Raw genomic sequence first — 14,464 nt, forward strand, 5'->3', positions numbered from 1 at the left:
TTCGATTAATTTTTTATGTCTTTGGAAAATATTAGAAACCAATTAAAGTATATTGAATCTCCAAATTATGACATAATTTTTCAGAATTCGGTTATTTATCAAATTATTGAAGTTTTAGTAGGAATGTCATTTACTGTATACGCTTTTTATATTTTTACAAACACAGTTCATGTATTTTCAATTATCGTGTTTTGTTTATTTTTATCTACCGTTGGGATATTTATAATGATTGATGGTGTTAGGAAAATATGTGATCGAAATCCCAAAATTAAACTTGGGAAACAGGGAATGTGGTCAGAAAAATATAATTTTAGATCTTGGGACACAATTCGCTGTGCAAAAATAAGGTATGTAGGTAGGATTTATACTCTTGAAATATATCTAAACGGTAATTCGACAAATATTCCAAATGAGGAAGTAATATTGAATGGAATTGTGGGGCGATCAAAAATTATAGATTTAATAAATGAGTATTGCGAGCATAATGAAAAAAACTAAAATTTTCCATAACTGATTTTAGAGTTTATGAATGAAGATCCAATATAGTGAATCGATAAAAATATAAAGACATTTGTTTACTACAATTAAAATAGTATGAACGATATTACAATCACGTACAAAATTGGAAAAAAAGATTATCAACATTTTATTAAATATTGTAGATTACATACTTCGCAAGGAAAAACACTAAGATATGGTTTGAAGATATGGTTTTTATTGATTGCGTTATTTATGGTCTATAATTACGATGAGCAAGGTGTTGTTAATAAAATTGGTTATTTTATTTTTGTTATGGGGACTATGTTGTTACTCAATTTAACATTGTTCTGGTTATTTAATAAAATACTTGAATGGAATTTTTATAAACCCGATAAACAAAAAGGTGTTATTTGTGAACACACCATAACAATATCTGACGATTGGATTATAGAATCTACGGAGGTTAATGAGGATCGAAAAAAATGGAATGGTATTTACAAATTAGTTGAGGATGACGAGTATTATTATATTTTCCTCACTCCACAAATTGGACATTTTATTCCCAAAAAAGCATTCCACACTAAAAATGATGCTGAAATGTTCTGGAAGAAAGTAAATATAAACTATAATAAAAATATATCTACATAGCTATCGTTTATGATGGACCGCACATTTTCACTGAGTATATATTATTTCTTTTGTAAAGTTAAGATAATTAATTGAATTAGGTTAAAAGGTTAGAGTGAAATTAAATATCGATGCTTGACATGGTAAAATGTTTTACGTTAAAAAAACACTAAAAAAATGCATCTATCTCAACCAAGCTTCTTAATAACTGAATAGATCGTTGGTTTCAATCTTCTGGGTATATTAGTATTTCATGAACTCCCGTGGCTTCGCCCCATCTTAACAAAAGCAAAGAGAACCAAAGCAAAACTGATATTTAAACCAGTTTACACAATAGAGGAAGGTTACAAATATGAGTATGACCGATACACCAAAGAGCAACAGTAATCGGGTTTGAATAAGAGAAGCTAACAACAGAGAATGGACATGGTCGCTGCAAGATTGAAATTGCACTGGCAACATCTTAAAATGTTAACACATCAGGACCAACATGAAAAAAATACTATTTAGCGTAATAATACTTGGGCTCCAAATTATTATCGCTCAACAAGATTCTATCCAATCTGGGCACACTCCGCTCGAACAACAAACATTTCAAGAACAATTACCTCTACGTGCTAATGATACATTGACGTTTAGTTTTAAGGATACCGATATCCGCGATGTTTTTCGGGCAATTTCGTATAAATACAATCTTAATATTTTTGTTGAGAATACGATAACCAAACATGTTACAGTATCGTTGAACAAAATAAGAGTATATGACGCTTTACAATTCTTATGCGAACAAAATGGCTTACAGTTAAATCTTGAATCAGGCATCTTTAAGATCTCAAATACTCCGGTTGCCGTCATTAAAAAAGAAGAACCTAAAAAGCCTTATATCCTGTTTGAAAAAGGAAATCTTTACCTTGAGGTGAAGAATGTCGATCTTGAACTATTAATTCTAGCAATTCAAGACAAGTCGAATAAAAATATTCTTGTTACAAGCGGTACCAATGGAACTGTGACTGGAAAATTGATTGATCTTGAATTCGATCTTGGATTTACACAATTAATGAACAATAATGGTTTCGCTGTCCAAAAGAAAAACAACATTTATGTCGTCAGTAGATTAGATTACTTCGTCGGTTCTCAAACAGCGCAACAAGGACAAAAAACAGGACCATATTGGATCAGCGTAAAAGACAGCTCAGTTACCATCGATGTCACCAACGCCCCGCTTGAACGCATTATTACCGACATATCACGGCAATTAAATACCGATGTGGTCTATTACAATACTGTTACCGGCACGGTGACAGCCCGTGCCACAAATGTTTCTCTTACTAAAGCATTGGATTTGATTCTTCGCAATACCACTTACACATTTCGTGAATCTGATGGAATATATTTTGTCGGCGAGAAGATCAATAAATCAATGGTTTCAACACGTTTGTTAAAATTGAAATACCTCAGATCAGAAAAATTCCTTGATATTGTACCGCAATCAATTTCATCCCAAGCGACATTAAAAATAATGAAAGAACATAATGCAATTGTTGCAATTGCACCCGGGGATGTAATTAATCAACTGGAAGATTTTATTGCTCAAATTGATAAACCTGTGGCTCAAGTATTGATTGAAGCGCTTGTTGTTGATTTCGATCTCTCTGATGGGAAAGAATTCGGAATTGACGCGGGTATTCGTTCGAGTTCCGATACAACGGCTGCCCGGGGCGATTTCTATATACCAGGGATTGATGTTCTGTTTGGAAACAAAACGGTAAATGAAGGTCTAAATACAATTGGAAATCAAATCGGCATTGCCAACCTTGGTACCCTACCGCCAAATTTCTACATGAATATTAGAGCATTGCAGGAAAAAGGTTTGGCGAATATTCGCTCACGTCCACTTCTTGCAACAATTAACGGAAATCAAGCAAGTCTTAGTGTTGGGACAACACAATATTATATTCTTAAATCAACGATTCCTTATAGGGATCAGACGCAGACTTTATTACAGGAGTCACAGCAATTTCAAACAATTGAAGCCAATGTAAAGTTGGAGTTAACGCCGTATGTTGGTGTCAACGGGCTAATTACACTGGAAATAAAACCGGATTTTAAAACCCCTGTCGGGGCATTTAATTCAACCATTCCACCGACAATTAATCAACGGACTATGAGTTCGACGGTTGTTATACGTGAAGGGGAAACCATAGTCCTTGGAGGATTGATACAGGAGACCGAGTCGGAAACCCGTTCGCAGGTACCGATTCTTGGAGATATTCCATGGATTGGCGGTCTTTTCTCGTCAACCTCAAAGTCAAACCGGAAAACAGAGCTTATTATTTACCTCACAACTCACATATCGTACGGCGAGGCTTTCCAGAATGTCTCCTTGCCGAATGGTGATGGTCATTTTGAGAAATAATGCCATTGAAACGTTTGATTTCACATCTTGATATTCTCCGGTTTGCGGGATTCAAGCGTATTCTGGGGGTTGAACTTTCAGAACTTGAAGCGAATATTGTCGAGGTGGAAGCTCGCGGTAATCCATTTAAAAAATTCACACAACTTTTTTTTCCGCTCAAATCGATTTCCATTCAATTCTCACCTACCGATACTGCTGAAATCAAATCCGAAAAGATACGAATAGCCATCGTTGAGAATAAAATATCGACCAAACTTGCCGTAACATCGCTCCAATCAATTGGTGTCAAAACTATCGTTACTACGATCCCATTTGATGTTTCTAATGTCATTGAATGGATCGGCGATAACGTAGAGAAGCTAATACGTATTCCGATCTCGTTAGATGATATCATTATTCAATATGAACTACTTGAGCGGAATGAAGAGTTTCAGAAAATCATCGTTGTCATTGCAAAGAAAAACGAGATCCATCAAACTGAATCGATATTGTTAAATGCAGGAATAGAACTTCTTAGTATTGGTTATTCCAAACGAGACATTGTGAATATCGTTTCGAGCAACGATAGACATTTTGTTGCTTTATCCTCGGTCGATAAAATACATTTATATTCATTAAACAATTATTCTTTAACTGATTATAAAGAGTTACCTGCCGCGGATATTGCTGAAGCGTTAAAGCTTGAATCTGAAAAAGAACAACGGCAGTCTTTGAAAGTTTATGGTAACGAATCATTTTCTTTTGGACCGAATTTTCAGTTCCAACAATTAGAAGCTCCTCAATTACATACAAAATATCTCCACGCTTTTGGACTCGGAATAAAAGGCTTTTTATCAGAAATATCACCGGTCAATTTCCTTTCGAACAATCATCGACAAAAAACATTTGATGTAGTGGGACAAGGGTTACTGAAAAGAGCTGTCCTTACTGTGGGCATACTTCTTTTTTTCTTTCTTACACTTGAAACAGTTTCAGCGATCTATGTAGGGAACAAAATTGCAGAATATCAGGAACGTTTAATAGCAGAGAGTTCAAAAGTGCAGGAATTGCATAAATTACAGGAAGAAATCGCCTATTTTGAATCTGAAATTCAAAAGCAAAGCAGTACAAATCGCCGGACAACAGTCTCACGAACATTGCTGGAACTTTCTGAAAAAACTGATGAGGGAATTGCGCTACAATCAGTACAATCTATTGCTCAATCAAGTAAAAATGAAACGGTCAAAATAAAAGGAGAAGCCGTGTCAAATGAGTCATTAAGTCGATATTTGAAATCACTCCAAGCAAGCACTTTATTGTCAAGTGTCGAATTGAAAAGTTCGGGTGTAACACAAGATGAATACGGAGCTTTAAAAAACAAAATACTCTTTGATATTGTTGTTACTACAAGAAAATGAATATTTCCAATCTTCAGAATAAGTATGTGTTATACCTGCTCGCCATAGCAGGATTATCCCTCTATTTGTTTGTGACAGAAATAGCTGGGCGATATTCTGCTCTTTTCTTATTATTAGACGAATATAATTCTGTAAAATCCCAAATAAGCGATATCGGTAATTTTGAATCTCGAAGGTATGAACTGCTCCAGTTAAAGAAGACCTATACAACAGAATTTAACAAATTGTATAAAAACACTACTCAAAACGATATCGATCTATTTGAATACGCTACAAAACTGTCAAAAAGAAACTCTGTTGCCATAACCTCTGTTCTTCCGCTTACTAACAAAAAAAACGGATACTTCGATGAACTATCATACAGACTCTCTGTACGGGGGCGATTTGTTAATATAGGAAAGCTTTTTACAGATATTGAAAACGGCGGTATTCCGGTTGTTCTTTCGCAGATTGAATTAAAAAAAACAGAACACTCAAAATCTGATCTTATGGGAACTATCGATCTGAAAGCGTATATCTATAATGATGCCAAACAACGTTAAAAAAATCATAAATATTTTCTTGATGATTATTGTGATCTTTGTTTGGGGGATCATTGTGTATCAACTATTCTTTCGTATTAGCGAAGAAGGGCTGAAAGAGAATGATGTCCGGTTCATTGGTAGCAACGAGAATACAAATAAATTTGTTTTTCCGGACAATGCAAAAGATCCGTTTTATCCATTATACAAAGCAAAAACTATTGTTAAAGATACATTGAATCACAGGCAATCAATTATACCCGCACAAAATCATCCAAATATCAAGCTATTAGGAATCATTGAGGACAGGTCCAATCTGACAGCGGTCTTGGAATTTGACAACGATTCCTTGGCATACGTGAAAGAAGGGGATAAAGTGAGAGGATTACTCATAAGTAAGATAACACAAAAAAAGATTCAGTATACTCTGTTTGGAAAGATGAACGAGTTAATACTTGATGAATGAATTTTAGTGTATTATCTGGATGCTATCATATATTATAGTTTTGTTTCAATAGTATTGACAAGTTCCACGAAAGTTTACATCTAGACTATTCTTTCGGAGATATTTTCTTTGCATCTTTGTGTTGCATACAATAATTCTATGATTTGTCATAGAAAATATCAACGAAAGAAGATTACGTTTTCAAGGGGAGAAGAAGGAGCGGTAAAGCATTTCTTGACTATGTCAGCAGGCAATTTAAGAAAGCCGTGAGAGTCAACGGGTTAAACAATTCGCTTCATTTTCATTCACTTCGGCACACTTTTGCTAGTATACTTGCTCAAAAAGGGGTAAGTTTATTTTTATACAAAAGTTGTTGGGTCATTCGAATATTTCAATGACACAAATATATTCACATTTAGAAACAAGCAACCTTTTTTCTAGCGTCAACATGTTAAAACTCAGGTAATTGTTGATCCAAAATAATTTGTGATATTCTAAATCAGTTTATCCGACAAAAAACGTCTATACACACCAATACAATATAGAACACGGAACACTTTTGTCGTTTTTCAACATGTAAATTTTGAAAAATTTCAAACATTTTCCGCATCTCCCGGCAACAAAAACATTTTCCACAGAAGGAAGTATCCCGGCGGTGAGAGAATGAGAGAACATTCAGCAATTCACAATATTTTCAATTGACAAAAACGGAAAAAAAGACGGATCAATTGACACGAAACGATATGAAGTAAAACGGAAAAAAGGGTAGTGGGGTCTTTTGAAAACGATGAAATTTAACAGAAATCAACAAACAGTCAAAAAGAGGAAATATTTCAGCCATGTTGAATAAAACGAAGATCAGATATCGGAGAGAGCAATTACAGAGAGAGGAAACCCGGTGTATTCAGCAGTACCGGGTTTTAGATCATCAGCAAATACAAAATATAAAAACTATTATATGGAACTTGCTGCACCAAAAGTTCGTATTATTCTCTCTCTCTCTTCAACTCAAATTCCTTTTCATAAGCGCTTTGTGTTTCATTTTGAATTTCTTCTGAGGAAACGGTAATACCTTTTCTTTGAAGAACATTAATGACCGCATCAATCTTACAATCTGAATAAACAATAGCCCCAACCAGTAACTCGATTTCGATCTGCAAATCTATACCCTTTCTCTGTTAAAAACCTGTAAATGTGTAGTTGTCTGAGACAAACTATTATTTTTATCCCTTAATAGGAGCAAAGCGATCCTCACCTATTTTTTGGATTAATATATCATACAATTCTTTCATTTCATGTTGAAATAAACGAATATTTTCATTTTTATATTCGATAATTATTTCCCCATCTTTCCTCCAACGTTCTTCAACGTATGGATATTTGTCACCACCGCTATTGAAAAGCCCACCTTTTTCGGTTAGATAATTAAACCGGTTTTGTAACTCATAAAAAAACCTTTTTCCTGTAAAGATGCCCCGAATTATTTCTATACCACATAATTTGTTATCAATAAAAATGCAATTGAAAGTAGGTTTGTGTGCGCTTTTGAATTCAGCCTTTATTTCTTGTATTGCATATTCCTTCAAATTACCATCAATTTTTATTATCAGTTCAGGATGATATTCAATTGATAGTTGCGAGATTGAATCTGATGCAAATAATATTTTTGTTTGATAAGGAGACATTCCCCATTTAAGACTATCAAATCCTTCAATAAAATAACCACTTCCTTGCGACATCATAACATTTACTATCAACATTACAAAAACGAGAATTTTTTTCATTGCCATATCCTTTCCGAGAATTGAATTAAAAACAAAAGGCGTAACTTACTTACGCCTCACTCGAAGGTATTGGCATACCTATGGAAAGACGCTTTCAGTCACGCCCAGTAAGGACGTAACCCACGTTTTTCCATTTCTATAAAGCTGCCAATTTTACGAGTGAAACGGGTTTAAACTATTTTATGAATTAATGTCTATTCGATATAGTCCTAATTGATGTATTAGAATTATTAATTATCACAATTTATAAAATATTTACAACCACTATCAAGGGGTCTATCAGGACAATAATCATTATATAATTGTGTCCATATTCGTGAATTAATTTTTGGCCAATCGAAATAACTATCCTTTTCCTTTTTGAACGTTTCTATTCCATCAAGGAAAATATATTTATCATCTTTATAAAATGAAAAGTATAAATAGATTGAATTCCAAACATATTTCTTTACACAATGTTATAAGAAGTAAGATATTATTAATGTTTTTACTCTCTCCGCACATCTATTTCTTAAATATTACCTAAAATAAATACATTATATGGGTGCTCAGATTTTAAGGTTAGCTAGCCCATTATTTGATAGATTGCCTGAAGTTAATTCATATATACTATACAAGGTTTTTGTTGATGAAGAATACCACTTTAGATACATATTGTTTCAATTTTAGAACTAAAAATAATCAAAGATTACAATATGCGTTTGACTTTAGAATGCAGTATTTATATGATTTAACCCATTAATTGCTGGTTGAATTTTGATTCATAGAATCGCTTAATGTAAATGGAATGATTTGTTAAATTCCACTTAAGAAAGAATTGGAATGCTTAAATATGTTATCTGTTTTTTAAGCAACATCTACTTATATTCTAGCACACTAATGATTTGTTCTTAAAAAACAAATCAATATAAATGTAATATAGTATGGCTTCCTTTTAATGCTACAAAAATGGAATATGAAAGATCCTTGATAATCGTTAATTGATTTTGTGAAATGAATGAAGCTAAAATAAATATAATGACTACTGTCTTAATTATTTAAATAAAAACGTTTTATAAGAGGAATTATGTCAAGATACGTTCTTGTAACAGCAGACTTCCCAAATGTTAATTCAACGGACAGGGAAAAAATTTATAAATGCCTTGTCGAGAAAAAATGGAACAAGATTGAAAATGTGGGCAGAGATATCTCAACAGTTTGGTATGCTTCGTATAAAGACGGTTACAACGATGACTTCATACTTTCTGATACAAAAAATGAATTTGTTGCATGTTCCAGTCCATATACAGTCGCAAAAATTGCCATCATGATTGGACCCAATCCACCAATTGTGGCCTAATTATTTACTTTGAATCGAAAGTATCCAAAGAATGCATATCATAAAATTTCCGATATTTTTAACAATACGTTATGCTAAAAGTATTATCGAAAAATGTCAACAAGCAATTTCAACTTCTGAGAAGGATATATTATTTGATTTCTCTAACTGCGGTTTTTGTGATCCATTTGCTATTTCATTAATCGTTGGGGTAATTAAATCATGTATTGCAAAAGAACATAACGTAACTTTTAACCGCTCAAAAAATGTTAGGCTTGAAAGTTATCTTAACGCTATAGGATTTTATAATTGGGGAGCTGGTATTGGTAGAGTTGTGAAATTTCCAGATCATACTGCAGAATTGCGACATTTTAAAGCAGTAGATCCAACTTATACTCAATCTGTAATCAGAGTTTTAAAAGGTTCTCTTAACCTATCGCAAGGTGTTCAAGATTCTTTGCACATGAGTATTAATGAAATGATGACTAATACTTTTGATCATAGTAAATCTGTTGGGGGATGCTTAATTTGCGCTCAAGCTTTTACTACACGAGGTAATGTCAGTATTTGTATTGCGGATTTTGGAATTGGAATTCATAAAGCACTTAAATCAGTTGAACAGTATAGTTACATTGCAAATTCTTTGGATGCTATTAAGTTAGCGATACAAGAAGGCGTTTCAAGCCGTATAGGTGTAAGAGCCGGCCTCGGATTAGCCCATATCCATAAATTTCTTAAAATCAATGAAGGACAAATGCATATTATTTCGGGTGATGCATGGGTTAATTGGGATTATAAACCTAATGGTGTAACTATAAAGGAAAAAGTATTGAAAATTGCTTTTGATGGGACTATTGTGAATATTATTGCAAGAGCTGATGCTGAGGGATTATACATACTTTCATCAGAAAATGTTGACGACCAAATATTTTAGATATGGACGGAATGATTAATATAATTGATATTTGTGGTAAGAATGTTGTATCACGAGACGACGGTAAAAAAGTACACGATTTAATTAAAGATTATTGGAACACTAGTCAAAAGATCAAGATAAATTTTGGAAACATCTTAATTGCTTCTGTTTCTTTTTTTGATGAGATTTTTGGACGATTAGCTTTTGAGTATTCACGAAGTGAATTGACATCTAAGATTGATGTAGAAAATATTCAGGACTTCGACCGAGCTCTTTTAAATGATATACTTAGATCAAGATTAAGAGAAAAGGAATTAAAAGATCCACAATTAACCAAAAACGCAATTAGTTAATCTATTATACTTGTGATTTCAAATAAAATACATCGATCCTATTATTATGACGAACTATACGATCAATAATTTTTCGAACGAAAGATCTAGGAATCAAAAATTTTCTCTATCTCTAATTGAATAGCCTAATTATAGAACTCTTAGTTTAAATTATTTTAACATTCATGCTGCCCAGTTTTTTTGATAAGAGACAGGGCATTTTTATTTTAAACACTTGCTAAAACTCAAGTAATATTAATTTAACGCCATCACTTTTTCGCTAAAAAATGTCTGCATGAAATATTTAATTTAGCAGCATTAATACCGAATCGTTTTTGAAATACTTTGTCTACCATAGTATAATAATGATAAAAAGATATTTCAACGGTATGGATTTATAGAAAAAATTATAATTGTGGAGAAGAATTGAACACATTTATTTATATGATTCTAATATTCGGATTTGCATTTTCCGAAAGTCCCGATTCAAATAATACACAGATAATGTCTTCTGATTGAATTCATAATCTCACACCTTCTGACCTGCCCCCCAAAAGATGATCCAATTTAATATATTAGAGGTCATCAAGAAAGGTCAATTATGGGGGGTTTTATACTTAACAAACCGTGCCTAAATAAGTGAAATCGCCATTTCTCCAGCCTTGACAAGTTTCGGTATTGAAACTATATTGCCCCTACCCCTTGTTTAAAATCTAAAATAGTACTACCTTATCTCGTTATGGAAGCAATCTCCGTTAAAAATAATCTTATAGTATGGGCGCGTGAACGATCTGGTAAATCCATCGATGCGTTGATAAAGAAGTTTCCCAAGTTGCTCGATTGGGAAAATGGTAATTCTTTGCCAACGCTTAAGCAATTGAATAAATTAGCTAATGCTACATATACACCATTTGGATATTTCTTTTTGAATGAACCGCCAGATGAAACTCTTCCTATTCCGAATTTCAGAACTGTAAAAGATAAACCAATAACACAACCAAGCCCTAATCTAATTGAAACAGTTCAAACAATGCAACGAAGACAAGATTGGATGAGGGAATATCTTGTAAGTGAAGATGAATCCCCGTTAAATTTTATCGGATCTATTACCGTTAAGACCGATGTAAAAATTGCGGCGGAAAAAATTCGATCCACACTTGGTTTATTACCAAATTGGGCATCTGTTTATGAGGGATGGAATGAAGCTGTAACGGCTCTAAGAAATAGTATAGATAAGGCGGGAATACTTATTGCTGGGAATGGAATTGTAGGTAACAATCCACATAGAAAATTGAATGTTGAAGAATTTCGTGGGTTCGTATTAATTGATGAATATTCTCCTTTAATATTTATTAATGGTAATGATTCTGATGGTGCGCAAATATTTACAATGGCTCATGAGTTAGCGCATATATGGCTTGGGAAGGGTGCAATTTTTAATTTGGAGAATCTTCAACCCTTTAACAACGTTGATGAAATATTTTGCAACAAAGTTGCGGCTGAATTTTTAATACCAGAAGATGAAATGAAGAGGCTTTGGAAATTATATAGATTGAGTAGTAATCCAATTAAAGCACTTTCTAAACGTTTTAAAGTTGGAGAACTTGCAACCGCAAGAAGAATGCTTGATTTAGGATATATTAGCAAAGAAAAATTTTTAATATTTTACAATGTGTATACAGATGGCGGAATAAAGAAAAGGAAAAAGAAAAAACCAGGCGGAAATTTTTACAACAATCAAAATATTCGTATAGGAAAAAGGTTTGCCAGAGCGGTAATTGGTGCTGTGAAAGAGGGTAGATTGTTGTACCGAGATGGATTTAGCTTGACTGGTCTATATGGAAATACGTTTGATCAGTATGGTAAAAAACTTGGATTTCAATGAGTGGTAAAAAAATATATCTTTTAGATGCAAATGCGTTTATTGAAGCAAAAAATGCCTTTTATTCATTTTCAATATGTCCTGGATATTGGAAATCATTAATTGAGCATGGTAAAGTTGAAAATGTTGGCAGTATTGATAAAATAAGAAACGAAATATTATCAAATAAGCATGGTGATGAGTTAAAAGAATTTATAAAGAAGAAACTTCCTCGTATTTTTTTTGACAAAACCGATATTCCAACCGTAGCAAATAGATTTTCGGAAATAATAAATTGGGTTGACGGAAAAAAGCAATACGAGAAACAAGCAAAAGCAAAATTTGCAATCGGTGCGGATGGGTGGCTCATTGCATTTGCAAGTTTAGATACGGATAATAGGATTGTTGTTACTCAAGAGGTCTCTGCGGAAGACTCAAAAACAAAAATCAAAATACCAGACGTTTGTAAACCATTTGGTGTGAACAGTATTAACTTATTTAAAATGTTGTCTGACCTAACCATATCTTTTGATTACAGTGGAGCATGAGAGACTCGAACTCTCAACACACAGATTCTTAAATCCATTATTAAATGAATTTAAGAAGTCTGTTGTTCTGCCAATTGAACTAATGCCCCATTATATTTGTTAATATACACAGATAATTACTTTAATCAATTTTGAGTGATTTTCACTATATTTTTTGATGAAATTTGCAAGTAATGTTGAAATTAATGATATTTTGGTGCAATTGTTAATCACCTTGTTCGTCTTATAAATACGTATAATCGTGTATTGCATATACCACCATAAAAAGATACAATTATATAAATTGTGGTGAGTTAATGGCTGCTTCTCTTGATAAATGAGCCACATTTTAAACAAAAGCGAACAAAACTTAAAAGCAGCAGGGGAATTGATACTTATCGAAAGATATGCATCGAGTGTACATTGTTCGTATTTTTCGATTATACAACTTTATTTACATGCGCTTCTTAAAGAAATAGGTATAACTTTCGAAGAGGATTCTGATGAAGAACATACTCTTCACAGTAATCGTCTTTCAAAAAGTAAACATGCCGATGCTTTTAAAATTATACACGAAAAAATTAACGATAAACATTTAAAGTTCCAACATTATACTAATTTCAAAGATTTACAACAATTTAGAACCTCCTCTGATTACTTCAATACAGAAATAAAGAAAAACAGTGCAGAATCGGCACAGAACATCTGTAAAAATATTAAGGGTATTCTTACAAAATCAAAATTAATATGAATGAACAAGAAACAATTGAAAGTTTTGTCGGCAACATTCTGCAACAATTCTCAATTAAAAAGATTAGTTTTGAATTATTTAAAACTACGAACACTTATTTTGTAGAAATTATTCCTCGGTCAACCATTACTATTTCAACCTTTGAATTGATTGCAATGGAGTTTATCGAAAAATGGGAAGCACTTTTTGAAAGCTCGATTTCATTTATTTCAGAAAATTCATTGACAAAATTATCGTCAAACGCAGTTATAGTATATAATGAAATATCTTTATTTAATTATACAATGCGTGGTATTAGAGCGTTGCCGGACAATCCTGCTCTGGTAAACATATCCTGGAAAGATTTAAATAAAATAAACAAACCTTTTGGTTCCTTTGCAACCGAGGTATTTGTAAGTATAATTCCATCAGCTTCAAATGGTGTTTTTGTAAATCCCCATTCCCCGTTAGATCCATTGTTTGGATCGACATATAATAACGATTACTTCAATATTGCAAATTGCTTAATAAACGAAGATACTACCATTTATGGTTCTGTTGTTTCGAATCGTAAACAATTAAAATATAATCTCGATAATTTATTTATAGACTCAGCAGATTCTCCAGATATTACGCCAACATTTAGTTACGCAAAGGCTTCCTAATGCCCGATATACCAAACAATGAAATTAAACTTGTTGGAGTAATTTTAGTAGATTCAAAATTTTTAAGAATCCCAGATGCTGTCTTTGACGGCAAGGAAGAGAACAATTTTAAAATTGAACTCAATGCAAAAGTTAATGAAGATTCAAAGTTTGCAACAGGTATTAATTTTATTCTAACCTCTAAAAACTTAGATAAAGAACAGGTCAATCTTGAATTAAATTATATTGGATTATTTGAAACTTCAGAGTTAAACCAAGAACAAAAAACGAATTTTGCTTATATAAATGCGCCTGCTATTATTTATCCATTCATTAGACAATACGTTTATTCGTTATGTTCTTATGCAAATTTGCCAAATATAATTCTTCCCATACTAAATTTTGTAAAATTATCGGAGGAACGGGGATATATTAGTAAAAAAGAAGTGGTGGCAAAATAAAAAAG

At 32.8% G+C, this 14,464-nt stretch carries 16 protein-coding genes and 1 tRNA gene; 14 read left to right on the forward strand and 3 right to left on the reverse strand.

Annotated features, from left to right (window positions below; genetic code table 11):
* The first annotated feature begins 15 nt into the window (after positions 1–15).
* The 6 genes from WDA22_01600 (at position 16) to WDA22_01625 (ending at position 5,907) form a co-directional block, all read left to right on the forward strand.
* The gene (locus tag WDA22_01600) at positions 16–498 is read left to right on the forward strand and encodes a hypothetical protein (GenBank protein ID MFA5832147.1); all 483 of its coding nucleotides are present in this window, start codon (positions 16–18) and stop codon (positions 496–498) included.
* A gap of 96 nt (positions 499–594) precedes the next feature.
* Positions 595–1,128 (forward strand): YcxB family protein, encoded by a 534-nt coding sequence (locus WDA22_01605; GenBank protein MFA5832148.1) that lies wholly within the window; start codon positions 595–597, stop codon positions 1,126–1,128.
* Between the two features lie 469 nt (positions 1,129–1,597).
* On the forward strand, positions 1,598–3,523 hold the full coding sequence (locus tag WDA22_01610; GenBank protein MFA5832149.1) for a hypothetical protein: 1,926 nt from the start codon (positions 1,598–1,600) through the stop codon (positions 3,521–3,523).
* Complete coding sequence (locus WDA22_01615; protein MFA5832150.1) at positions 3,523–4,920, forward strand: PilN domain-containing protein; 1,398 nt, start codon at positions 3,523–3,525, stop codon at positions 4,918–4,920. Before WDA22_01610 ends, WDA22_01615 begins: the two co-directional genes overlap by 1 nt.
* Positions 4,917–5,462 (forward strand): type 4a pilus biogenesis protein PilO, encoded by a 546-nt coding sequence (pilO, locus tag WDA22_01620; protein ID MFA5832151.1) that lies wholly within the window; start codon positions 4,917–4,919, stop codon positions 5,460–5,462. The genes WDA22_01615 and pilO overlap by 4 nt, the downstream gene beginning before the upstream one ends.
* Positions 5,446–5,907, forward strand: coding sequence for a hypothetical protein (locus WDA22_01625; protein MFA5832152.1), 462 nt, complete (start codon positions 5,446–5,448; stop codon positions 5,905–5,907). Before pilO ends, WDA22_01625 begins: the two co-directional genes overlap by 17 nt.
* A 965-nt stretch (positions 5,908–6,872) precedes the next feature.
* On the opposite strand, the gene WDA22_01630 is transcribed toward WDA22_01625, so the two are convergent.
* Entirely contained in the window at positions 6,873–7,046 is a 174-nt protein-coding gene (locus WDA22_01630) for a hypothetical protein (protein MFA5832153.1), read from the reverse strand.
* A gap of 63 nt (positions 7,047–7,109) precedes the next feature.
* Positions 7,110–7,670, reverse strand: coding sequence for a hypothetical protein (locus WDA22_01635; protein ID MFA5832154.1), 561 nt, complete (start codon positions 7,668–7,670; stop codon positions 7,110–7,112).
* A gap of 1,066 nt (positions 7,671–8,736) precedes the next feature.
* Between WDA22_01635 and WDA22_01640 the strand changes: the two genes are divergently transcribed.
* The 5 genes from WDA22_01640 (at position 8,737) to WDA22_01660 (ending at position 12,645) form a co-directional block, all read left to right on the forward strand.
* On the forward strand, positions 8,737–9,009 hold the full coding sequence (locus tag WDA22_01640) for a hypothetical protein (protein ID MFA5832155.1): 273 nt from the start codon (positions 8,737–8,739) through the stop codon (positions 9,007–9,009).
* Between the two features lie 31 nt (positions 9,010–9,040).
* On the forward strand, positions 9,041–9,922 hold the full coding sequence (locus tag WDA22_01645; GenBank protein MFA5832156.1) for a hypothetical protein: 882 nt from the start codon (positions 9,041–9,043) through the stop codon (positions 9,920–9,922).
* A gap of 11 nt (positions 9,923–9,933) precedes the next feature.
* Positions 9,934–10,257: an STAS-like domain-containing protein gene (locus WDA22_01650; GenBank protein MFA5832157.1), complete on the forward strand. Its 324-nt coding sequence runs from the start codon at positions 9,934–9,936 to the stop codon at positions 10,255–10,257.
* 718 nt (positions 10,258–10,975) lie between these two features.
* The gene (locus WDA22_01655; protein ID MFA5832158.1) at positions 10,976–12,121 is read left to right on the forward strand and encodes an ImmA/IrrE family metallo-endopeptidase; all 1,146 of its coding nucleotides are present in this window, start codon (positions 10,976–10,978) and stop codon (positions 12,119–12,121) included.
* On the forward strand, positions 12,118–12,645 hold the full coding sequence (locus WDA22_01660) for a DUF4411 family protein (GenBank protein ID MFA5832159.1): 528 nt from the start codon (positions 12,118–12,120) through the stop codon (positions 12,643–12,645). Before WDA22_01655 ends, WDA22_01660 begins: the two co-directional genes overlap by 4 nt.
* On the opposite strand, the gene WDA22_01665 is transcribed toward WDA22_01660, so the two are convergent.
* Positions 12,636–12,734, reverse strand: a tRNA-OTHER gene (locus tag WDA22_01665). The genes WDA22_01660 and WDA22_01665 overlap by 10 nt on opposite strands.
* A 227-nt stretch (positions 12,735–12,961) precedes the next feature.
* On the opposite strand from WDA22_01665, the gene WDA22_01670 reads away from it, so the two are divergent.
* From WDA22_01670 to WDA22_01680, 3 genes are read left to right on the forward strand one after another with little or no spacing between them, the layout of a single operon-like run.
* Positions 12,962–13,375, forward strand: coding sequence for a HEPN domain-containing protein (locus WDA22_01670; protein ID MFA5832160.1), 414 nt, complete (start codon positions 12,962–12,964; stop codon positions 13,373–13,375).
* Positions 13,372–14,019 (forward strand): hypothetical protein, encoded by a 648-nt coding sequence (locus tag WDA22_01675; protein MFA5832161.1) that lies wholly within the window; start codon positions 13,372–13,374, stop codon positions 14,017–14,019. The genes WDA22_01670 and WDA22_01675 overlap by 4 nt, the downstream gene beginning before the upstream one ends.
* Entirely contained in the window at positions 14,019–14,459 is a 441-nt protein-coding gene (locus tag WDA22_01680; protein ID MFA5832162.1) for a protein-export chaperone SecB, read from the forward strand. The genes WDA22_01675 and WDA22_01680 overlap by 1 nt, the downstream gene beginning before the upstream one ends.
* Positions 14,460–14,464 lie beyond the last annotated feature (5 nt).

The organism is Bacteroidota bacterium (assembly GCA_041658205.1).
Taxonomy (GTDB): Bacteria; Bacteroidota; Ignavibacteria; order UBA10030; family UBA8401; genus UBA8401.